20 protein-coding genes and 2 tRNA genes are annotated in these 23,600 nt (G+C 37.8%); 16 read left to right on the plus strand and 6 right to left on the minus strand.

All coding sequences use genetic code 11. The features are described 5' to 3' along the window. The first annotated feature begins 6 nt into the window (after positions 1–6). From SJY44_RS06525 to SJY44_RS06555, 7 genes are all read left to right on the plus strand, one after another. Positions 7–81 (plus strand) — tRNA-Val (locus SJY44_RS06525). Between the two features lie 270 nt (positions 82–351). After that, a complete protein-coding gene (locus tag SJY44_RS06530; RefSeq protein ID WP_298929151.1) occupies positions 352–801 on the plus strand; it encodes a helix-turn-helix domain-containing protein in 450 nt (149 codons plus the stop codon). Positions 802–1,285: 484 nt separating this feature from the next. Next, entirely contained in the window at positions 1,286–4,537 is a 3,252-nt protein-coding gene (locus tag SJY44_RS06535; RefSeq protein ID WP_396591764.1) for a SusC/RagA family TonB-linked outer membrane protein, read from the plus strand. 22 nt (positions 4,538–4,559) lie between these two features. Continuing rightward, a complete protein-coding gene (locus tag SJY44_RS06540; RefSeq protein WP_396591765.1) occupies positions 4,560–6,293 on the plus strand; it encodes a SusD/RagB family nutrient-binding outer membrane lipoprotein in 1,734 nt (577 codons plus the stop codon). A 29-nt stretch (positions 6,294–6,322) separates the two neighbouring features. Beyond that, a complete protein-coding gene (locus tag SJY44_RS06545) occupies positions 6,323–7,204 on the plus strand; it encodes a hypothetical protein (protein ID WP_396591766.1) in 882 nt (293 codons plus the stop codon). A gap of 101 nt (positions 7,205–7,305) precedes the next feature. Continuing rightward, entirely contained in the window at positions 7,306–7,716 is a 411-nt protein-coding gene (locus SJY44_RS06550; RefSeq protein WP_298929140.1) for a 6-carboxytetrahydropterin synthase, read from the plus strand. Positions 7,717–7,748: 32 nt separating this feature from the next. Then, positions 7,749–7,823: transfer RNA gene (locus SJY44_RS06555), tRNA-Val, on the plus strand. Between the two features lie 5 nt (positions 7,824–7,828). Here SJY44_RS06555 and SJY44_RS06560 read toward each other — a convergent pair. From SJY44_RS06560 to gldJ, 3 genes are all read right to left on the minus strand, one after another. Further along, positions 7,829–8,200, minus strand: a complete 372-nt coding sequence (locus SJY44_RS06560; protein ID WP_298929138.1) for a DUF393 domain-containing protein — start codon at positions 8,198–8,200, stop codon at positions 7,829–7,831. 109 nt (positions 8,201–8,309) lie between these two features. After that, the gene (gene murF, locus SJY44_RS06565; protein WP_396591767.1) at positions 8,310–9,584 is read right to left on the minus strand and encodes a UDP-N-acetylmuramoyl-tripeptide--D-alanyl-D-alanine ligase; all 1,275 of its coding nucleotides are present in this window, start codon (positions 9,582–9,584) and stop codon (positions 8,310–8,312) included. A 62-nt stretch (positions 9,585–9,646) separates the two neighbouring features. Next, complete coding sequence (gene gldJ, locus SJY44_RS06570; protein WP_298929132.1) at positions 9,647–11,308, minus strand: gliding motility lipoprotein GldJ; 1,662 nt, start codon at positions 11,306–11,308, stop codon at positions 9,647–9,649. Positions 11,309–11,701: 393 nt separating this feature from the next. Between gldJ and porV the strand changes: the two genes are divergently transcribed. From porV to SJY44_RS06600, 6 genes are all read left to right on the plus strand, one after another. Next, positions 11,702–12,847, plus strand: a complete 1,146-nt coding sequence (gene porV / locus SJY44_RS06575) for a type IX secretion system outer membrane channel protein PorV (RefSeq protein ID WP_396591768.1) — start codon at positions 11,702–11,704, stop codon at positions 12,845–12,847. Between the two features lie 75 nt (positions 12,848–12,922). Further along, a complete protein-coding gene (gene cdd, locus SJY44_RS06580; protein WP_396591769.1) occupies positions 12,923–13,414 on the plus strand; it encodes a cytidine deaminase in 492 nt (163 codons plus the stop codon). A gap of 81 nt (positions 13,415–13,495) precedes the next feature. Then, positions 13,496–14,494 carry a pyruvate dehydrogenase (acetyl-transferring) E1 component subunit alpha gene (pdhA, locus tag SJY44_RS06585; RefSeq protein WP_396591770.1) on the plus strand — a complete coding sequence of 333 codons (999 nt, stop codon included), beginning with the start codon at positions 13,496–13,498 and terminating at the stop codon, positions 14,492–14,494. Between the two features lie 4 nt (positions 14,495–14,498). Then, positions 14,499–16,130 carry a 2-oxo acid dehydrogenase subunit E2 gene (locus tag SJY44_RS06590; RefSeq protein ID WP_396591771.1) on the plus strand — a complete coding sequence of 544 codons (1,632 nt, stop codon included), beginning with the start codon at positions 14,499–14,501 and terminating at the stop codon, positions 16,128–16,130. Between the two features lie 94 nt (positions 16,131–16,224). Then, positions 16,225–17,265 carry a M28 family metallopeptidase gene (locus SJY44_RS06595; RefSeq protein WP_396591772.1) on the plus strand — a complete coding sequence of 347 codons (1,041 nt, stop codon included), beginning with the start codon at positions 16,225–16,227 and terminating at the stop codon, positions 17,263–17,265. A gap of 58 nt (positions 17,266–17,323) precedes the next feature. Then, the gene (locus tag SJY44_RS06600) at positions 17,324–18,001 is read left to right on the plus strand and encodes an SDR family NAD(P)-dependent oxidoreductase (protein ID WP_396591773.1); all 678 of its coding nucleotides are present in this window, start codon (positions 17,324–17,326) and stop codon (positions 17,999–18,001) included. Positions 18,002–18,025: 24 nt separating this feature from the next. Here SJY44_RS06600 and SJY44_RS06605 read toward each other — a convergent pair whose 3' ends face one another. After that, positions 18,026–18,688, minus strand: a complete 663-nt coding sequence (locus SJY44_RS06605; protein ID WP_396591774.1) for a class I SAM-dependent methyltransferase — start codon at positions 18,686–18,688, stop codon at positions 18,026–18,028. A 136-nt stretch (positions 18,689–18,824) separates the two neighbouring features. On the opposite strand from SJY44_RS06605, the gene SJY44_RS06610 reads away from it, so the two are divergent. Genes SJY44_RS06610 through SJY44_RS06620 form a run of 3 tightly spaced genes read left to right on the plus strand, consistent with a single transcriptional unit; the run spans position 18,825 to position 22,006 of the window. Then, entirely contained in the window at positions 18,825–19,448 is a 624-nt protein-coding gene (locus tag SJY44_RS06610) for a SprT-like domain-containing protein (RefSeq protein WP_396591775.1), read from the plus strand. Positions 19,449–19,469: 21 nt separating this feature from the next. Next, positions 19,470–20,549, plus strand: coding sequence for a mannose-1-phosphate guanylyltransferase (locus SJY44_RS06615; RefSeq protein WP_396591776.1), 1,080 nt, complete (start codon positions 19,470–19,472; stop codon positions 20,547–20,549). A 2-nt stretch (positions 20,550–20,551) separates the two neighbouring features. After that, the gene (locus SJY44_RS06620; protein WP_396591777.1) at positions 20,552–22,006 is read left to right on the plus strand and encodes a DUF389 domain-containing protein; all 1,455 of its coding nucleotides are present in this window, start codon (positions 20,552–20,554) and stop codon (positions 22,004–22,006) included. A gap of 20 nt (positions 22,007–22,026) precedes the next feature. Here SJY44_RS06620 and SJY44_RS06625 read toward each other — a convergent pair whose 3' ends face one another. Next, positions 22,027–22,794 carry an ATP-binding cassette domain-containing protein gene (locus SJY44_RS06625; RefSeq protein ID WP_298929099.1) on the minus strand — a complete coding sequence of 256 codons (768 nt, stop codon included), beginning with the start codon at positions 22,792–22,794 and terminating at the stop codon, positions 22,027–22,029. Next, positions 22,794–23,531 carry an ABC transporter permease gene (locus SJY44_RS06630; protein WP_298929096.1) on the minus strand — a complete coding sequence of 246 codons (738 nt, stop codon included), beginning with the start codon at positions 23,529–23,531 and terminating at the stop codon, positions 22,794–22,796. The genes SJY44_RS06625 and SJY44_RS06630 overlap by 1 nt, the downstream gene beginning before the upstream one ends. Positions 23,532–23,600 lie beyond the last annotated feature (69 nt).

The following is a 23,600-nucleotide window of genomic DNA, read 5'->3' on the forward strand; positions in this document are numbered from 1 at the left end:
AAGAACGGGCGCGTAGCTCAGTTGGTTCAGAGCACCTGGTTTACACCCAGGGGGTCAGGGGTTCGAATCCCTTCGCGCCCACAATTAGAAACCCACCTTATACAGGTGGGTTTTCGCATTTTATGTACTCTGTTGTCATCAGTAGGTAGACAAATTCTTCAATTTTTTATAAAAGTTACTTCCTATTTTGTATCCTTTCGTTTACAACCTCTTTTCTATTTATTTTCAGGTTTTTAAAGGCTGATAAGTAAGCAATCCCGATAAATATTTACGTAAACCCTTATCGGATGAACCTACAATATGCTGTTTTTGTGGTAATTATATAAACAGTTTAACCAAACCGCCATAAACATGAGAAAACTTATTCAGCATTTTTTCTCTGCCCATAAAGCCCAGCCAGAGGAACATAAGGATGTATTGGAATCTAAATATGTAAAATCTGGACTTACCCTTCAAGAGGCTACTGAAATAAGACAAAAGATACAGGAGGCTTTTGAAAATGATAAAGTCTACAAGAACAATGCAATAGGTCTTAATGATCTTTCACAACATATTTCAAAGGATAGATACAAGGTTTCACAAGTACTAAATGAATATTTGGCAAAAAACTTTTATTCTTTATTAAATCACTATAGAGTAAAAGAGGCAAAAGATCTACTCATATCCCAACCATTTCTTAGTGTAAAGGCGGTAATGTATGAAGTGGGTTTTAATAGTAAGACCAGTTTTTATAGCGCATTCAAAAAAGATACTGGTTTAAGTCCAAATGATTTCCGCAGTATGGCAGTATATGCTTCTTAAAGCAATTTTCATTAAACTTTCCTACCACACAATTTCTTCTTTTAAACAAAGGTTTTCTGTTAGTAATAGAGATTTCCATACCCTCTAGAATCTACTTCGATATTGTCTTACGTAGACCAGTTTAATTCAATTAAATATTTATAAATCAAACAGATAACATCAGGTTTGTTAAAATTTAACAAACCTTTTAAAGTAGTGGCCAAAGATAATTAACTGTTAAAAAAGGTATTTCCCGTTGGGCGTGAATTATTTTATTGTTCGTCCCGTTTTAAAAGTACTTTAAATCTAGGGGTATACAATTGTTTTGTAGTTGCAATTGTAAAGGTAAGGCGGTGAGAGGCCTTACTACCTTAAAATAGAGACTTTCCAATAAGTTTTGTTTTCGTACTAGGGAGTATTATTTGAATTAGCTATCAAACACCTTATCCCGCCTGCCTTTCTCAGTTGCGCTAACTCATTAATTACTAACAAAACTTTTAACTCTATGAAAGTAAAGAAGCTATTTGGGACGCTCATCTTTATGTTATTATGTATAACATTAGCTCGATCTCAAGAAAAAACGATTACCGGTACAATCATTGATCAGACAGGGATACCACTACCCGGGGTCAATATTGTAGTCGACGGTACTACAAATGGAACCCAATCAGATTTTGATGGCAACTACTCCATTGTAGCAAGTATTGGTCAAACATTGGTGTACACTTACCTTGGTCAAAGACCGGCAAGGAGGCTTGTTGGTGCACAAAGTGTTATAGATATTCAAATGGAGGAGGATGCGCAGGCCTTAGAAGAGGTAGTGGTAACGGCATTGGGTATTAAAAGGGAAAAGCAAGCCTTAGGATACGCAGTTGCCTCAGTTTCTTCAGAACAATTGGAAGAAAAAGCTGAAGGAGATTTAGGAAGAGTCTTAATTGGTAAAGCATCTGGTGTTAATATTACACAGCAGAGTGGACTTTCTGGATCGGGAACAAACATTATTATTAGGGGATACAGTTCCTTTAGCCAAAGTAATCAACCTTTGTTCATTGTAGATGGTGTTCCTTTTAATGGAGATACCAATGCTTCAGGTAGACAGGGATCCAGACAAGATTTTATCAACGGTAACAACGGGTCTAGTAGGTTTTTAGATTTAGATCCCAACAGTATAGAAAGCGTCAACGTGCTAAAAGGTTTGGCTGCATCCACACTTTATGGATCTTTGGGTAGGAATGGTGTTATTTTAATAACAACAAAGGCTGGCGCTGGTGGTCAAGGTGCTAAGAAGACAGAAATCACAGTAAATAGTTCTTTGTTTTTTAACGAGATTGCCTCTACTCCAGAGTATCAAAATCAATATGGGAATGGTTTTGACCAGTCCTTTGGATGGTTCTTTAGTAATTGGGGCCCTAGTTTTGATAGGGGCGGAGTCTCTGGTTGGGGAAACAGTACAGCTTTTGATTCCAATGGAACACTTCCACACCCTTATTCAACTTCCGCTGCTGGGCAACAGGCTTTTCCAGAATTTGCTGGTGCAAGATATGAGTGGAGACCATATGATAGTTTTGGGGATTTTTTTAAAACCGGAACGGTTACTAATTTATCTATAAATGCAACTGGTAGTTCCGATGATGGTAAAATATCCTACAATGCCAATTATGGTCACTTAAAGGATATCGGGTTTACTCCGGGTAACAGTTTAAACAGAAACAATTTTGGTATTGGTGGTAGAGCGGTTCTTAGTAACAAGTTCACAGTTACTGGGGCGTTAAATTTTGCAAGAACAAAGTTTATGTCTCCTCCGGTGGCCTTGAGTCAAGGTAACGGAGCAACCGGTTCAGGTTCTTCAGTATTTGGAGATTTATTCTTTACGCCAAGGAGTATTGATGTACTTGGGCTTCCTTTTCAAAGTCCAATTGATGGTAGAAGTATTTATTACCGTGATGGTAATGACATTCAACATCCATTGTGGACTGCGAACAATGCGGGAACAGAACAAGAAACCAACCGGGTTTTTGGTAACATGGGCATACAATACCAATTTAATGATAATTTAAACCTTATTTATAGGGTTGGTATTGACGTTTACAGCGAAAACAACCTAAATTTTCAAAACAAAGGAGGAATCAATGGAAACGTTCCACAGCCCAGATTGGCTAGTGGTATTTATGAAACATGGAACAATACCAATACTATTTGGGATCATAATCTTGCAATCAACGGAGATTACGATATAACTGAAAAGGTTGGAACAACATTTAATGTTGGTGTCAATGGAAGAAGGGAAGTATTTGATCAGCAAGGAGTTGCAAGTGATGCGCAACAGGTATTTGATGTTCTAAGGCATTTCAATTTCCTAAATCAGAATGAGATTCAACAAACTTCACAACGTAACCTGGTCGGATTCTATGGGCAATTAGAATTTGATTATGATAACTATCTGTATGTAACCCTAGCAGGAAGAAACGATTGGGTTTCCAACCTATCAACGGCTAACAGGTCACTTTTTTATCCTAGTGCAAGTATTTCTTTTGTGCCAACAAAGGCTTTTGATGGTCTTAAAAGTGAAAATGTACTCAACTATTTGAAAATAAGAGCTGGGTATGGTACTTCAGCTGGATTCCCAGATGCGAATTCAGATAATTTCCCGGTTTCTAACCGACTAGTTTTGGATACTCAAGATTTCCAAGATCCAACCGGAACCAATGTTGTGACGAATACAAGTCCGTTAACGCTTGGAAATCCAAATTTAAAGCCTGAACAAGTTTCGGAAATAGAATTAGGTGTTGAAACTAGATGGTGGGATGGTAGAATTACGCTTGATGCCTCGGTTTATGAGCGTACTACCACGGATTTGATAGTTCAACAACCTTTAGATCCTTCCTCTGGTTTTTTCCAAACAAACACCAATGTTGGTGAAATTAAGGGAGAAGGGGTTGAAATTGATCTTGGATTGAATTTTTTCAGGAGTCAAGAAGAAGGAGGTTTTAACTGGAATACCAATGTCAACTTTACTGCTAATGAGTCTGAGGTTATAGACCTAGGGCAGGAAACAGATTTGATCGTATATTCTGGTTTTGGTAACCTAGGAAACGCGGCAATAGAAGGACAGCCTTTAGGGGTAATATATGGAACACGTATTCTAAGAGATGCCAATGGCCAATTTGTGGTGAACAGTATTGGAGATTTTGTTCAAGATCCACAAGATGGGGTAATTGGTGATCCAAATCCGGATTTTGTAGCGAACATCAACAACACTTTCTCTTATAAAAACTTCAGTTTTGGATTTCAGTTCAACTGGACCCAAGGCGGAGATGTGTGGTCCAGTACTATTTCTACCTTATTGGGTAGAGGTCTCATTGTTGAAACACTTGATCGTGAAAATACATTTGTATTACCTGGTGTCCAAAGTGATGGCCGCGTAAATGACGTGCAGATAAACAACTCAGATTATTTTTTCAATAACATTTTGGGAAATATTTCTGAATTACAAGTGTTCGATGCTACCGTACTTCGTTTACAGGAAGTTACATTAGGATACTCTTTACCTAAGAAATTTTTGGAAGACACGCCTTTTGGTGCACTTTCTTTCACTGTTTCTGGATTCAATCTTTGGTATGATGCAATTAACACTCCTAATGGTGCCAATTTTGACCCCAATACGTCAGGTACAGGAGTAGGTAACGGATTTGGTTTCGATTTCCTTAATGGACCAAGTTCAAGAAGATATGGATTCAGTGTAAAAGCAACATTCTAAGATGACTAAAAAAGATAGAAAAATGAAAATAAGAAGCAAACATATAGCAATGAGTCTTTTTACTGGACTCTTGATGATGACCTCTTGCGAAGTCACTGAGCTAGATATAACAAATGACCCAAATTTTCTAACACCTGATTTAGCAGCCCCAGATTTCTTTATTACTTCTATACAAGAAGATTTTGCTAGACAATTGGATGGCGATGTTTCAGGTGATCCAAATGATAATTTTGTAACTGGTGGTTTTCAATTCGGAGATGGGCTTTCACCCTTGGGAATGGAGCTTACCAGAGTAATGCAAATGTCCAGTAGGGACTATGAAAGTACTTACCAAGATAGTGATGTTGATGATGAATGGGATAATGCCTATAGAGGAATTCTTTTTGATATCAGATTAATGACGCCATTGGCGGAAGAAGCAGGTCAAACACGGCATTTAGGTATAGCTCAATTTATTGAAGCATATACGATTTCCTCTTTGGTAGACTTTTTTGGCGATATTCCATATACAGAAGCAGTTCAAGCTCCAGAGATTGTTAATGCAACTTTAGATAGTGGTGCATCCGTTTATGAGGCTGCACTTGCACTTTTGGATCAGGCGATTATCAATTTCACCAATACGGCATCTACCAATCCGCCTGTGGAGCTTTTTTATGGAAATGACTATACAAAGTGGGTTAAGGCAGCCAATACCTTAAAAATGAAACTCTACCTTCAAACTAGATTGGTAGATCCCGGAGCAATAGATGCCTTTAATGCAATTGTCAATTCTGGAGATTACATTACGGATACCGCGGATGATTTTGATTTTGTTTGGCCAGGTACAAGTGCTGCACAGCCAGATAATAGGCATCCAAGATATGGATTGAACTATGTTTCCAATGGACCTGGGGATTATGCTTCAAACTGGTTGATGAACAAAATGCAAACAACCAATGATCCTAGAATTAGGTACTACTTTTATAGACAGACCAATGAAGTTCCTGGGCAGGAGATTCCAGCGGATGAGCAAACGTTGAGATGTTCACTACAAACTCCACCATTGCATTATACCACAGGAGGTTTTACTTTTTGTAATCTTCCAAATGGCTATTGGGGCAGGGATCATGGAGATGATGAAGGTGCTCCACCAGATGGCCCAAAACGTACAACTTGGGGAGTGTATCCTGCAGGTGGGCGTTTTGATGATGATAGTTTTAGTCCTGTTTCGCAGCCAACGGATCCTCTATCTAACGGAGGTTTGGGGGCCGGGATTACTCCAATACTAAATGCTTTTATGGTAGATTTTTGGAAAGCAGAAATAGAACTGGCTCAAGGTAATGCAGGATTGGCTCAAGGTTTCCTGGAAGCGGGAATTACAAAACAGATAGCAAAAGCGAGAAGTTTTGTATCAGTAGATCCTAATGCTGATCTCTCTTTTGAACCTCTATCATCGGATGTAACGGATTTCATTAACGGCGTGGTTGCTGATTTTGGCTCCGCAACGGGAGATGATCAGTGGAATATCTTAGCAGAAAGTTATTTTGTTGCGCATTACGGAAACGGAATAGAAACGTATAACTTTTATAGAAGAACTGGATTTCCTAATAGTTTACAACCTAATAGAGAGTTAGATCCAGGAAGTTTCCCAAGATCTATGTTCTATCCTAATCAGGCGGTGACTTCAAATTCCAACATTACGCAAAAAGCAAACCTTGCGGTACAAGTATTTTGGGATAATAATCCAGCGGGACCTTCATTCCCTAATTCGAACTAATTAAAGCAATGACTGATAAAAATAATATTATGAAAAAAATAAGAACATACATATTATTCGCTATAGGGTTGATGACAGCTGTTTCCTGTTCGGAGGAAAAGATAGTGGATGACGTACAAGCAACCGTTGCGCGTGGTTTAGTATTAAGGACAGTAACCACCTTAGGGGATAATTTTAATATTTTAGACACAAGTTCAGTGTGGGGAAGGACTTTGGAAGCACAAGACGCTGAAGGTGGTGCTCTACTTTCGGAAATAAGAGTCTTTGTTACATTTGTTGACAATACCATAGAGGATGGTGACCCTGATTTAAGTACAGATGAAGCTCCTCTGCCAACTGTATCAGCTTCTAGCTTTACTGAAGGACCATTTGGATTTCCGAGGGGAGACGTGAGTGCGACTTATTCGGAAGCAATTGCTGCTACGGGTATAGATTTTGATGATATTGATGGAGGGGATGCATTTAATTTTAGATTAGAAGCAGTACTTACAGACGGTCGCGTATTTACCAACAACGCTGCAGGTACAGTAGCTAATGGTTCGTTTTTTAGCTCTCCATTTGCATATACTTCTCCTGTAGTTTGTCCGCCAACAGTTCCTACAGCAGGTGACTGGACTATAAATTTTCAAGATTCTTTTGGAGATGGTTGGAACAACGCAGCTTTTAGAGTTAGTATTGATGGTACCGAAACTGACTATACCTTAGCCAATGGTTTTGGTGGTTCAGAGACATTTGCGGTTTCTGGCAGTGCACAGGTAATCTCTATCGTTTTTATATCAGGTGATTTTGACGGCGAAGTAACGGGGCAAGTTATTTCGGCTAATGGAAATACTGTGGTAGATATTGATGGCGTTAATGGTACTATAACAGCAGAGGCAGAACTCATTGATTATTGTTTAAATAATCTATAGTTTAATTATATTAATTAATATAAAAAGGGTCGTTCCAGAACGACCCTTTTTTATTATACAAAAAACTGTGTTGAGTCCTATCTTTTTATTTGCTTTGCGGTATGATTGCCACAATTTGTAGAAAAGCACATTTTAATGCAGCACATAGACTGCATAATCCTAATTGGAGCGATGAAAAAAATGTTGAGGTTTTTGGTAAATGCAATAGCCCTAACTATCATGGGCATAATTTTGATTTGGAAGTAAGAATTAGAGGGGAGGTAAATCCAGATACAGGTTTTGTAATGGATTTAGCGGTTTTAGGCACCCTGATCAAAGAAGAAATAGAAGACAGGTTTGATCATAAGAACCTAAATGAAGATTGTCCAGAGTTTTTTGAGATACTGCCTACAACAGAATATTTTGTAAAGATTATTTATGATATTTTGAAACCGGAACTGGAAAAAAATCAATTACTGCATATTACGCTTCATGAAACTCAAAAGAATTCCGCGGAGTATGGGGATTGGTGACAATTTTACGATATTGCACTTCTTTTCTTAATGGGATATTAGCTCAGTTGGTTTAGAGCGCTGCCTTGACAGGGCAGAGGTCACTGGTTCGAATCCAGTATATCCCACTTTTTCAGAAACTTATAGTACAAGCCTGAGATTTTCCAAACCATTTTACTCTGTTTTTTGAAGCAAGATTGTAAATAGTATCTCTTACAATCCTTGGAATAAATGCTAATAAGGCAGAGACCAATCGCCATTTGGGTATTTTAGAAATAATTTTTAAAAAACCATCAGAGTGCGTATGTTTTCCATGTTCATCAAAAAGAATTACGGTTTCCAATTGATTTGTTGAAAATCCATATTGCCGTAACAGGTTTTGCCCTTGCGGAGATTGAAAAGGCACAAATTGAAAAATATCTTCAGGGGCAAATTTTAACAACCACCCTACTACACCATTACATAGGTTGCATTCCCCATCAAAAACAATAACACTTTTTTCCATGATCCATTTGGTTTGTCAACTACTATGTCGGACAAAACAAAAGGACATTTCAAGAAATCTTGCAATAAATGCCTGATTTTATAAGTATTATGATTTATTTATGACTTCATTATAAAAAATCCAGAACCCGCTCAAGAGCCATTCCACGTGATCCTTTAATAAGTAGAGTGCCTTTTTTGATAGGATTTTGAACCAGTACTTCCTTTAGGTCATCAAATGTTTTGAATTTTCTGAAAGAAGTACTTGTTTTATAGAAGTTTTCACCAACAAAGAACACATTCTTAAAGGCTATACTTTTTGCCAAATCTGCAATTGCTTGGTGTTCTTTTTCTGCATCCACGCCAAGTTCAAACATATCCCCAAGAATAAGTGCTTTGTTTTTTGCATCCATTATTTTTAGGTTTTCCAAAGCTACATTCATACTTGAAGGGTTTGCATTATAAGCATCAAGAATGATTTTGAAGCCATTTTTATCAATAATCTGAGAACGGTTGTTCTTAGGTTGATAAGACTCTAGAGCAGTTCTGATTTCCTCCAAGGGAACATTGAAGTATTTGCCCATTAAAATGGCAGCACAGCAATTGGAGAAGTTGTATTTGCCAATGAGCTGTGTTTCTATCTTTTTATCTTCAACTTCAATAACCACGAACGGGTTGGCCTCAATGAACTTTATGTTGTAATAATCTGAGCGTTCTGTACTGAATCCATACTTTTTGATATAATGCCCTAATTTATTTCGTTGTATATCATCATCAGCATTTAAAAAAGCGTATTTGTCATTGGAAATGAGATAATCGTAAAGCTCGCTTTTTCCTTGGATTACGCCTTCCACCCCTCCAAAACCCTCTAAGTGAGCTTTTCCAAAATTGGTGATATAGCCAAAGTCAGGTTGGGCAATATTGCTCAAAAAAGCAATTTCTCCTTTATGGTTGGCCCCCATTTCAACAATAGCTATTTCTGTATCATTTTTAATGGATAAAAGGGTTAGGGGCACCCCTATATGGTTGTTTAGATTTCCTTTGGTGGCAATGGTATTGTATTTTTTTGAAAGGACCTTATTGATGAGTTCTTTAGTAGTGGTTTTACCATTGCTTCCGGTAAGGGAGATGATTTTGGCCGTACTGTAGTTTCTATGGAATATAGAAAGTTTTTGAAGCGTCTCCAATACATCATCAACTAAAAGGCAATTAGCTATACTTTCATCTTGTTGCTCGTCAATAATGACATAAGATGCCCCTTTTTCAAGCGCATCTTTAGCAAATTCATTGCCATTGAAGTTTGGGCCTTTTAATGCAAAAAACAGGCAATTTTCGGTTATTTTTCTTGTGTCCGTACAAATAATTGGGTGCTCTAAAAAAAGTGCGTGGAGTTGTTCCAATTTCATAAATCGAAGATAAAAAAAAGCCCTGATTTTAGTCAGGGCTTTTTTAAAATACTCTTAAAGTATTATTTTGCTTTTTTATGTCTTACGGTTTTATTCTTGGTTTTAGACTTAGAACCTACTCTAGACATAGCACATCTGAATCCAACATCATCTGTTGCCATGTATTGGGGTAGATATCTACGTTGAGCTGGATCTAGCCAAAAAGCTCTGTCTCTCCAAGAACCTCCTTTGTATACTCTTACCTCATCATTAATTAACGATGTTCTGTAATTGGAAGTATCATATTGACGAAGGATTTTACCTGTAGAATCACGCTCCACTTGATGTTTTGGCGAGTCGTACATTTTCCTGCTATCAGACTCATCACTAAATCTTTCAAAAAATCTTGAAGAACCTGGGTCACCATCACGATAACCACGGTTATCACTAGTAGAGAAATTTGTTCTTAAATAAGTTTCTTGCTCATCTACAGGTACTTCTTTAATCTCACCTGGAAGATTCAATGCTATAATTTTACCGTTAGGCAGTGTGTCATACATAATTTCATCACCACGTAAGATTTTTACTTTACCATCATCACCAATAGCTTTCTTTAAAAAGACATTTCCTCTATAATAGTTAAAATCACTTATCTCATCATCAACAATTGGTCGATATACATCGGCAACCCATTCGGATACGTTACCAGCCATTTCATAAAGTCCAAAATCATTTGGTTTGTATGATTTTACTTGTGCTGTAATATCGGCACCATCATCTGACCATCCCGCTATTCCGCCATAATCACCTTTGGCTTGCTTAAAGTTGGCCAACTGATCACCACGGCCTACACGCTGTCCATTTCTAGTGTAATCACCTTCCCATGGATATTTCTTTCTTCCTCTGTAGTTGTTGTATTCTCTAGATCCAATAAGAGCTTGAGCTGCATATTCCCATTCAGTCTCCGTAGGAAGTCTATATTCTGGCATTATGATACCACTACTTCTTTTGGCAAATGAATTAATTGAATCTTTTTTCTGTTTCCCTTGTAAAGAATCTATTTGACCTTCATAAACTGATTCAGGGTTATTCAAATAAGCTTCTGTACTAAAGGTTCCTCCAATTTCACCATTCAATACTTTATATTTTGCGTCTTGGGCCAAGAAACCTTCTTTTTCCAACATAGCCTCGTTAACCCTGTCGGTTCTCCATTCCGCATATTGAGAGGCCTGAATCCAATTTACACCAACCACTGGATATTCTGCATATGCAGGGTGTCGCAAATAATTGTTGGTCATGGTCTCATTAAAGCCTAATCTGTTTCTCCATACCAATGTATCTGGCAAAGCACCCGTATAAATGTTTTTATAGTTAGGATTTTCTGGAGGATACACCGATTTAAGATAATCCAAGTATTCTAAATACATAACATTGGTTACCTCAGTCTCATCCATGTAGAATGACTGAACATGTTGTTGTGTAGGAGTATTGTTCCAATCGTGCATGATATCATCCTGAACTTTACCTTTGGTAAATGTTCCACCTTCAATGAACACGGTTCCAGGAGGAGTTACCTGCTCCTTAAAATCAGAATTGTATTGAAATCCACCTTCTTTAGCATTTATTTTCCATCCTGTGGCTCTAGAAACGTTCTTGGAAGAAGAGGATGAGGAATTTTTACAACTAGAAAAACTTCCCACTATAACAGCGCTAGAAAGTACAACTTTGATAAAGTGTTTTTTCATAATTTGGGCTTGAGTACTTTAAAACCTAGGGTTTCATCCCTAGCTACTTTAACTTGATTTGATTTATTAAAATCTTTGTATTGGCAATAAAACGATGTTTTAACCATAATATTTTGTGCTTGCAAAATAATTATGACAACCATCTAACAAACACTTGCTACGATTTAAACGCTGTAGGATTCAAAATAGTATGAATTGATTAGGGTTTTAACGGTTAAACCTTTCGGATCAGGATTCAAATTCTACAGAAATATAAATACCATTTTAGAGGTTGGATAAAAAAAGAGGGGTGAATTACAAGAATTTTTGGAAAAGTTCGTTTACATGTAATACGTCTAAAGGTATTCTATGCTTTTGGATGCTCTGAACCTTAACATTTACTAAACGCTTAAAATGAAAAAGTTACTGATATTGCTAGTGTTGCTTGTCATAGCCCCGCAGATAAGTGCACAACAAGAAAGAGTAATTACAACAGCTGTCCCATTCTTGACCATTGCTGCGGATGCGAGAGCCTCAGGTATGGGTGACATGGGTGTGGCAACCTCTGTTGACGCTTTCTCTCAACAATGGAATCCAGCAAAATTTGCTTTCGCAAACCAAAAAACAGGAATTGGGGTAAGTTATACACCGTATTTGGAAAGCATTGTCAATGACGTATCGCTTTTAAATGCCAATTTTTACAACAAGGTCAACGATCGTAGTGCGTTTGCAGTAAGTATCCGTTATTTCGGTTTGGGAGAAATAGAACTTCGCCAAACAATTGATGAGGAAGCTACCCTGGTAAAACCTAATGAGTTTGCGATTGATGGATCTTATTCCCTAAAACTTAGCCAAACATTCTCTATGGCTGTTGGAGGACGATTTATCAGTTCAAACCTCAGATTTCAAGATGGAGCACAAGACTCTCAAGCAGCCAATGCTTTTGCTGTGGATATTGCAGGTTTTTTCCGCTCAAGAGAAATTGCCTATAACAGTTTTGATGGTCGTTGGAGAGCAGGATTTAATATCTCCAACCTAGGTGGAAAAATCCAATATGATGCTGGTGGCCAAGAAAACTTTTTGCCCACAAATTTAAAATTTGGTGCTGGTTTTGATTTTATACTAGATCAAGACAACGTATTGGGACTTACTTCAGAATTTAATAAGTTATTGGTGCCAACACCAAGAGATTTTACAGGAGATGGCCTAATTACTGCAGAGGACAACAATGAATATCAACAAATAGGTTTCTTAAGCGGAGCTTTTGAATCGTTGGGAGATGCTCCTGATGGTTTTGGAGAAGAGTTAAAAGAAATTACGTGGGCATTAGGTGCAGAATATAGATACCAAGAGGCATTTATGTTACGTGCGGGATATTTTAATGAAAATGAGGAAAAAGGCGCAAGACAATTCTTTACTTTGGGTGCTGGTTTTAAATTTAAGGCAGCTCAGATAGACCTTTCATACTTATTCTCTACTTCACAGGTTAGGAATCCTTTAGAAAATACTTTGCGATTCTCACTTACCTTTAATTTCGGTGAGGAGTATGTAAATGACTAAGCAAATACAATAAAATCATAAGAAAACCTGTCCATCGACAGGTTTTCTTATTTTTGGTCAATACCTAACATCAGAATGAAAAAACAACATATTGGTTTTGAGCTGTCCGTGTATGATAACAAAGAAGATCTTTCACAAAACGAACAGAAATTGTTAAGTGCGGCGGAACAAGCCAGGGAAAATGCATATGCACCTTATTCCAATTTTAAGGTAGGTGCTGCAGTATTACTGGAAAATGGAGAAACAGTCATTGGGAACAACCAAGAAAATTCATCATACCCTTCTGGGCTTTGCGCGGAGCGTGTGGCGATATTTCAAGCAGGAGCAAAATACCCAGGGATTTCCATCCAATCTATAGCCATTAGCGCAACCTCAAAAGATTACGTGGTCGATTCCCCTGCAGGTCCATGCGGTAATTGCAGACAATCGATAATAGAGTATGAGCAAAAACAAAAATCACCTATTTCCATATTGCTTAGAGGCGAAACAGGTCCTATTTATAAGTGTGATTCCATAGCTGATATTTTACCTTTGGCATTTAGTAGTTCATTTTTGAGCGATTCTTAAACCAAATCTTTTTACAAAACAGATATATATGTATTTTTGCTTTTCTCCGACGCTGGAGAATTTCATATAATACAACCGTTGATGAAAAAAATCACCAAAGAAGTTTACCTAAAATGGTATGAGGACATGTTGTTCTGGAGAAAGTTCGAGGACAAGTTGGCCGCAGTATATATTCAACAAAAAGTTAGAGGTTTTCTTCACTTATATAATGGTCAAGAAGCAGTTTTGGCAGGTTCATTACATGCAATGGATTTGACCAAGGATCGAATGATCACTGCGTATAGAAACCACGTACAGCCAATTGGTATGGGTGTTGATCCAAAACGTGTAATGGCGGAACTTTTTGGGAAAGTAACGGGTACATCCAAAGGTATGGGTGGTTCCATGCATATTTTTTCCAAAGAACATCGTTTTTATGGAGGCCACGGAATAGTTGGCGGACAGATTCCTTTGGGAGCCGGATTGGCTTTTGCTGATAAGTACTTCAAAAGGGATTCAGTAACGCTTTGTTACATGGGTGATGGTGCGGTTCGTCAAGGCTCTTTACACGAAGCTTTCAATTTGGCCATGCTGTGGCAGTTGCCAGTAGTATTTATTTGTGAAAACAACGGATATGCCATGGGAACTTCTGTAGCACGTACATCCTATTCCACAGATATCTGGAAATTGGGACTTGGGTATGAAATGCCTTGTGGCCCAGTTGACGGAATGGACCCTTCCATTGTCGCCAAAGAAGTGGATAAAGCTGTGGAAAGAGCGCGTACTGGTGGCGGACCTACTTTCTTAGAGATGAAGACGTATCGTTATCGTGGACATTCAATGTCTGATGCACAACATTATCGTACCAAAGCAGAGGTAGAGGAGTATAAAAAAATAGACCCTATAAGTCAAGTCAAAGAAATTATTCTTGAAAAAGGATATGCATCTGAGGATGAAATTAAAGAAACGGACAAAAGGGTTAAAGATTTGGTGGTAGAATGTGAAAAGTTTGCCGAAGAATCAGATTTCCCTCCAGTACAACAGATGTATGATACTGTTTACGAACAAAAAGATTATCCATTTTTACAACATAAATTATAAGTAGATGGCAGAAGTAATCAACATGCCTAGATTGAGCGATACCATGGAGGAAGGCACCGTGGCAAAATGGCTCAAGAAAGTAGGGGATAAAATAGAAGAAGGAGATATTTTGGCCGAAATTGAAACGGACAAAGCCACAATGGAGTTTGAATCCTTTCATGAAGGAACACTTCTCCATATTGGTATTGAAGAAGGAGATGGAGCCCCTGTTGATTCACTTTTAGCTATAATAGGTGAAGATGGAGAGGATATTTCTGGATTATTAAACGGAACAGCAACACCGGTGGTAAAGGAAGAAGCTGCAGCTCCAGCAGAAATAGAAAGCTCTGCTGAAAGTCCAGTTGCTGCAAGTACTGAAATTCCAGAAGGCGTTGAAATTATTACGATGCCACGTTTAAGCGATACCATGGAAGAAGGTACCGTAGCTGCTTGGTTAAAAAAGGTAGGAGATACTGTAGAAGAAGGTGATATTTTGGCCGAGATTGAAACGGATAAAGCCACAATGGAGTTTGAATCTTTTTACTCAGGGGTGTTATTGCATATTGGTATTCAAGAAGGAGAATCTGCACCAGTAGATGATGTTTTGGCCGTAATAGGGCCAGAAGGTACAGATGTGAACGCCGTACTTAGTGCTTCATCAGGTTCCAGAGCTGTTGAAAGTGCTCCTAAAACAGAAGAGAAGGCTGCAGAGCCATCAAAAACGCAAGATCCAGTTGCGGAAGCGGCTCCTTCACAAAATGGACAACGTATTTTGGCTTCTCCCTTGGCAAAGAAAATTGCTAGTGATAAAGGAATCAATTTGTCAGATGTTAGTGGTTCAGGTGATCACGGTAGAATTGTGAAACGAGATGTTGAGAATTATCAACCTTCTACCTCAGTTGCACCTGTCGTTGCTGCACCTTCAGAAACTAAAGCTTCTGCTCCAATGGCACCAATTCATTTGCCAGTTGGAGAGGAAAGTGTAGAAGAAGTGAAGAATTCTTCTATGCGAAAAGCTATAACAAAGCATTTAGGTGCATCAAAATTTACCGCGCCACATTTCTACCTTACCATAGAGGTGGATATGGACAATGCAAAAGCATCAAGAGCGCAGATAAACAATCTGCCCGATACCAAAGTGTCTTTTAATGATATGGTATTGAAAGCCTGTGCCATGGCGCTTAAAAAACATCCACAGGTTAATACAACATGGACAGATGATGCTACTATTTTCAAACACCATATTCACATGGGAGTTGCAGTAGCAGTGGATGAAGGTTTGGTTGTTCCAGTAATAAAATTTGCTGATCAGCTTAGTTTAACACAGCTTGGTGCCTCAGTGAAAGATTTGGCAGGAAGGGCAAGGTCTAAAAAGATAAAACCAGACGAGATGGAAGGCAGTACATTTACTGTTTCCAACCTAGGAATGTTCGGGATCTTGGAATTCACATCAATAATCAATAAGCCAAACTCTGCAATTTTGTCCGTTGGGGCAATAGTGGAAAAGCCAGTGGTAAAAAATGGTGAAATTGTTGTTGGTAACACAATGAAAGTAACATTGGCCTGTGACCATAGAACAGTTGATGGTGCCGTCGGCGCTCAATTTTTACAAACGCTTAGAGCTTATCTAGAGAATCCGGTTACGATGTTGGCATAAAAAATGTCACTTCTAGCGCGGTCAAGAACAATAAAATTTGAAAGCATCCTTTTAAGGATGCTTTTTTTATCTTTAAAAACATAAATTAATTAAGATGAGTAAAGTTTTAAGCCTTTTTGTAATGACACTAATGTTAAGCTGCGGTTCTGCCCAGTTGGTTGAGACAACAACAGTCAGTCCGCCAACAGGACCCTCAGGTCCGGATGGCGTAAAAGGCAGCGTGGTTGAAGAGGTTTCAGAAGTAAAAGCTTCAGGTGGTTCAGAAACTGAATTTACAGATGCAAAACAGATTGAAACATTAATGAATTACTTGGCTTCAGATGATTTAAAAGGACGAGATTCAGGTAGTGAAGGCATTGAAATGGCCGCAAAGTATATTGAAAATCATTTCAAATCAAATGGTATTACACCCTATTTTGAATCATATAGGGATACACTTTCCAACTATAAGAAAACATCGTATAACGTTGTTGGAATTGTACAAGGAAACGACCCAACATTGAAGAATGAATATATTTTGATTGGGGCGCATTATGATCATATTGGAATTATTACAATAGATAAAGGAGATGCCATTGCCAATGGTGCCAATGATAATGCGTCAGGAACGGCTACCGTAATGGAGTTAGCTCGTTACTTTGGAACAAAAAAGACCAACAAACGGAGTTTGATTTTTGCTTTGTTCAGCGCAGAAGAAAAAGGATTGTTGGGTTCAGAGCATTTAGCAAAAAAACTGAAAGCGCAGAATTTGAATTTATATACCATGTTAAACTTTGAAATGACCGGAGTACCATTAAAAGGGAAAGACTATTTTATCTACATCACTGGTTATAAAAAATCTAACTTGGCAGAAATCAGTAATGGTTACTCCAAAGAAAACCTCGTTGGGTTTTTACCTACCGCTAGAGAGTATAGTTTGTTCCAACGATCAGACAACTACCCATTTCATAAAGAATTTGGAGTGCCATCCCATACGTATTGCACTTTTGATTTCACCAATTTTGACCACTATCATAAAGTGGGGGATGAATTAAGTCTTATGGATTTTGATCATATGGCAACTTTGGTCAATAAAATGTTGCCTGTTTTGGAGGGAATTTCCAATGCACCTGGACAAGAAATCAAGATAAATTAATTCATAATCCTAATTGTCATCCGGAGCTTGTCGAAGGAGTGGAAAAGAGAATTTTTGTATGGCAAACATTATTATAACCGGAACAAGTAGGGGTATAGGACTTGAGCTGGTACAACTTTTTGCTCATGAAGGGCACCAAGTTTTAGCACTGTCTAGAAATGAAAAACCAGTTGCTGACCTAAAACTTCCCAATGTGCATAACATGGCTTTTGATTTGGGAAACCCTACAGATTTTGAAAAAGTGACCAAATTCCTAAAAGAATGGGATACGATTGATGTGCTTATTAATAATGCAGGTAGTTTACTGAACAAACCTTTTTTAGAAACCGCACAAGAAGAATTTGAAGCGGTTTATAAAGTGAATGTATTTGGGGTAGCTGAAATGACCAAAACAGTATTGCCAAAGATGGGAAAGACTGGACATGTGGTCACCATTAGTTCTATGGGAGGAGTACAGGGCAGTATGAAATTTCCGGGACTATCTGCGTATAGCTCAAGTAAAGGTGCTGTTATAACGCTTACAGAACTCTGGGCGGAAGAATTTAAGGAAACAGGTCCCAGCTTTAATGTATTGGCTTTAGGCGCGGTACAAACTGAAATGTTAGAAGAAGCCTTTCCAGGGTATCAAGCACCGGTAACAGCTTTGGAGATGGCCACCTATATTAAAGATTTTGCACTTACCGGCCACAAAATATATAATGGGAAACTTTTACAAGTGTCCTCTTCAACACCTTAGTTTTTTGTTTCAATTTTCTTTTTATTACTCAACTTTCTTGTAGACATAGAAATCGGCAAACGAAGTTGTCTTTTTGTTTTTTTCGTCGAAAGGAAATTTGTTGGGGATATGTTCAATCAACTTAAAACTAGGCTTATGTTGTTCTGCCCAATCTGTAAATTTTCTGTGTTTTACATGTACCGCTGCTTTTTCATTTTCTGAGGTATTTGAAGAGTAGACAATAACATATTTTGAAGATGCATTGAACAGATTATCCATGTATTGAAAAAATGTCTCATCCTCAACCAGATGATAGATTACATCTAGACTAAGCGAAAGGTCAAATGTTTGTTGTGTGTATTCATTGACATGAAAGAAAGCAACAGAAGAATCATCTTTGAACATTTCCCTGCACTTTTCAATAATAGTATTGCTTACATCATAGGCCGTATAGGACTTGAAATTAAAAAGCTTCAATTGATTTCCATCGCCACAACCAAATTCCACAATAGTTTCTAAATTGTTCTCAGCAACAAATTGATTGATGATTTCCGCTTTAAATTCAGCTAATCTATTATAAGATCCTGCTCCTGAATTGCCGCCAACCTTGTAACGGTCTTCCCAGTATTGTTTGGATGTTTCAAATTCAATGTTGGTTGGGGCTTTTTTTTTCAGAAGAGAAGAAAGCACTCGTAATATTTTGCTCATGTTTTTTAAAGCTTTGTGACTGGGGTTACTTAGGCAAAGTAGCTATACTTCTGTTTTCTTGCAAACAGATGATAAGGTATTTTTATAATACGATTTAGATTCCTAGAAGATTTACAAATAAACTATTTTTGACTAGATGGATGATGTCCTACAAAAATACCTTCCGGACCTAGCAGTTGCACCTTGTTTTACCTTGATACAACAGCACGGGGTGCATTTGAAGATTGTTAGCCATAGAGTGACTCGTCATGGTGATTATAGGAAACTGCCAAACGGATTGCATCAAATTACGGTAAACGCTTCGTTGAACAAATATCGTTTTTTGATTACGCTGGTTCATGAAATTGCCCATTTGGTAGCTTTTGAAAAATATGGACGTTTTATTAAACCTCATGGCCTTGAATGGAAAAATACTTTTCAGCATATGATGATTCCCTTTATAAGGCCAGAGATTTTCCCTTCTAAATTATTACCTATTATAGCCAATCATTTTAAAAACCCAAAAGCTAGCAGTAGTACGGACGCACGTTTATCGATAGCGCTAAAAGCTTTTGATATAGAAGAAAGAAAAAATAACTACGTATTTGAATTACCAATCGGTAGTACTTTTCGGTTGTATAACGGGCGCCTGTTTAAAAAAGGAAAAAAAAGAGTAAAACGATATGAGTGCATCGAATTATCCACGGGTAGATTATATTTGTTCCAACCCAATGCGGAGGTCGAATTGATTCATGATGCGCACATAGAGCCACCATTTTAAAATAAAAAATATATTAAAAGCATGAACAAGAATTATTATGCGATATTAATGGCTGGAGGCGTAGGTTCCCGTTTTTGGCCCGTAAGCACATCATCCTACCCCAAACAGTTTCATGATATGTTGGGTACGGGGAAAACATTGATTCAGAAAACATTTGACCGTCTTAATCGGTTCATTCCTACTGAGAATATCTTAATTCTGACTAATGAACGTTATAACGATTTGGTATTGGAACAACTGCCCATGGTTAACCAGGAACAAGTGGTTTTGGAACCAGCAATGCGAAATACAGCTCCTTGCATTTTGTACGCTTCTTTGAAAATTCAAAAAATGAACCCTAACGCGGTGATGATTGTGGCACCTAGCGACCATTGGATTGAAGATGAACAGGCCTTTGAAGATAACGTAAAAGCCTGTTTTGATAAATGTGAAAAGGAAGAAGTGCTTTGCACATTGGGTATCCAGCCTACATTTCCCAATACCGGTTTTGGATATATTGAGTTTGAAAAGGGGAGTGACGACAAACTAAAAAAGGTATCTCAATTTAGAGAGAAGCCAGACTATGAAACTGCAAAGGAGTTTTTGGAGCAAGGTAATTTTCTTTGGAATGCCGGAATATTTATGTGGAGTGTAGCGACCATTGTAAATGCTTTCAAAAACTATCAGCCTAGTCAATTTAAATTGTTCCAAGATGGAATTTCATGTTACAATACCGTTGATGAGAAACCATTTATTCAGGAAAACTACGGTAAGGCGGAAAACATTTCGATAGATTATGCTATATTGGAGCAATCCAAATGCATTTTTACCCTACCTGCTACTTTTGATTGGAATGATTTGGGAACATGGGGAGCCCTCTACGATAAATTGGATAAGGATGAAGCTGACAATGCTATTGTAAACAGCAAGGCACTCTTGCAAGATGCCAAAGGAAACATGATTCGTTCCCCAAAAGGAAAAATTGTTGTTGTTGATGGATTAGAAGATTATATAATTGTGGATAAAGAAGAAGTTTTACTTATTTATCCAAAATCTAAACAACAGGACATTAAAAAAGTGCTTAACCAAGTAAAAGAAGAATTTGGTGAGCAGTATACATAATTATGAGTGAACATTTGTTTGGAGGGAACGAGGCTCCCAATCAAGATAGCGGGGATGAAGTAAAAAAAGACTTTAAAGGGCTGTTGGGCAGCATACGTAGATTTCTTTCAGAGCTTCTAGAGATACGGACCAATACGGATGCAGCAGCAACCAAAGAATCCATAATTGCTGATATTCCATTTAAAGGACATACTTCTTGGATTCTTATCTGTTCTATTTTTATTGCCTCCATTGGACTTAATGCTAACTCTACCGCCGTTGTTATTGGAGCAATGTTGATTTCGCCTTTAATGGGGCCTATTTTAGGAATGGGACTTTCTTTGGCTATTAACGATATAGATACATTACGTAGATCTATCAAAAATTTTGCCGTGATGGTGGTGCTGAGTGTAATCACGGCTTTTTTGTTTTTCTATTTGTTTCCACTTAGGGATGAATCTTCTGAACTTTTAGCAAGAACAAAACCAGATATTAGGGATGTGCTAATAGCATTTTTTGGCGGTTTGGCCTTGGTAATTGCCAGAGCTAAAAAAGGAACTATAGCCAGTGTTATTTTTGGGGTGGCCATTGCTACAGCACTTATGCCACCGCTTTGCACCGTTGGTTTTGGTTTAGCCATTGGTAAACCTTGGTATGCAGCTGGTGCTATGTATTTATTTACCATAAACACCATCTTTATTGGTTTGGCCACTTTTTTGGTAATCAAATTTTTAAGGTTTCCCATGGTGCGCTATGCAAATTCCCAAAGACGACGATTTATAGCACGGGTAGCTTCCATTACCGGTATTTTAGTTATGATTCCTGCAGGATTTACATTTTACCAAGTATTCCAAGAGTCTTTGTTTAAAAAACAGGCACAGGAGTTTTTGAATGAGACTATTGAAGTATACCAGTTTAACGCATCCGGTCGCTATGTGGACAACCTTACAAAAATTGAATATGTGGACGACGGAACACCGATAATAGAACTAGTCTGCATGGGTGATGAATTAATTCCTGAAAACATCATCAATACTTGGAGGGTTCAAAAGAATGAATATTCAAGGTTAAAGGATGCTGAGTTTCGGATTTTACAGGGGGGTAAAGATGATTCTCAAGAGAAGTTCAACTATGTTAGTGAACTTTATGAGAAAAATAAAGCTGAGTTGTTGAATAAAGATGAGCAGATACGATTGCTAGAAGATGAAGTGGCCAATTTAACCAAGAACGTAGGCAAACAAATCCCATTTAAAAATATAAGCGCAGAGGCAAAAGCGAATTACGAAAATGTTGCAGGATTGGGCTTCTCCTATCAAATACAAACAGATTTTAATAAGTTGGACACAGTTCCCGTTTTTGAAGTGAAATGGAAAGAAGGACTTAAAAAAAGTCAGAAAGAGGTTGAAGTAAAAAAAATGACAACTTGGTTAAAACTTAGGCTTCAAGACACTACACTTGTAGTTAAGGAAGTAGAATAAACAAATTCTATCACTCAATATCAATTCCTTTCTTCAATATACATTTGACGCACCTTCTTGAAGAGCTCTGAAGAATATACAAAGTTGGTCACTGCTTCATTGTCAGTCTTAAAGATTTCTTTATTGGTGCCTTCCCATTCTTTATGACCATCTTTTAGAAAGATAATCTTCTCACCAATTTCCATTACCGAGTTCATGTCATGCGTATTGATGATGGTGGTGATGTTGTATTCTTTGGTTATTTCTTGAATCAGGTTATCAATCAATATAGCGGTCTTGGGATCAAGACCAGAGTTGGGTTCATCACAAAACAGATATTTTGGATTCATCACAATAGCTCTAGCAATAGCAACTCTTTTCTTCATTCCTCCAGAAATTTCAGAAGGAAACTTTTTATGAGCATCAATAAGGTTTACGCGCTCTAATACAAAATCGACCCGTTCTTGCATTTCAGCTTTGGACTGTTTTGTAAACATACCCAAGGGAAACATCACATTTCCTTCAACGGTCATGGAATCAAATAGGGCGCTTCCTTGAAAGACCATCCCCATCTCCTGTCTTAAATCTCGCCTTTCACTATTGGAAAGTTCAGAATAAAACCGCCCATCATAGCAAATTTGACCTTCTTCAGGTTCAAATAGGCCTAACAGACATTTTAAAAAGACGGTTTTCCCAGAGCCACTTTGCCCAATGACCAAATTAGTTTTTCCATCTTCAAAGGCTGTACTGATACCCTTAAGTACATGAGTGTCTCCGAACGATTTATGAATATTTTCAACTTCTATCATCAGCCTAACATTAGTTGTGTAAGAGTATAATTCAAAATAATGATGACCACACTTGTCCAAACAAAAGCGGTTGTACTTGCTTTACCAACTTCTAAGGCACCGCCTTTCATATAAAAACCATGATAGGACGGCACAGTTGCAATAACAAAGGCAAAAATCAAGGTTTTGATAAAGGAATAGGTGACATGAAACGAATCGAAATCTAATTGTAATCCTTTAATAAATTCTCCACTTGGAGCATAGCCGCCAAAAACTGCAGCAACCCATCCGCCAAGAATACCTACGTACATAGCAATGGCAACTGCAAAAGGATACATCAGCATTGCTATAATTTTAGGGAAAACCAGATAATTCAAAGAATTCACTCCCATGACCTCTAGGGCATCAATCTGCTCCGTGACTCGCATGGTACCTATACTGGAAGTGATGTAAGAACCAACTTTTCCTGCCATGATTATAGAAGTAAAGGTTGGGGCAAACTCTAGAATTACTGATTGTCTTGTAGCAAAACCGATTAGACTTTTAGGTAAGAACGGACTATTTAGATTTAAGGCGGTCTGTATAGTAACCACCCCTCCAATAAAGAAAGCAATAAAAATGATAATGCCCAGAGAGCCAAATATCAATTCATCGATTTCTTTTAAAATCAGGGATCTCATGATTGGCCACTTGGTTGGTTTTTTAAATACCTCCCATATCATGATGAAGTATTTTCCAATCGCTTCAAGATAATTCATGCACTAAAAATAGACTTGCGGCCATAAAAATAAGAATATTGATGTGTATTTAACCTTCATTTAAAGTTT

The organism is Allomuricauda sp. R78024, from assembly GCF_044596045.1.
Lineage (GTDB): Bacteria > Bacteroidota > Bacteroidia > Flavobacteriales > Flavobacteriaceae > Flagellimonas.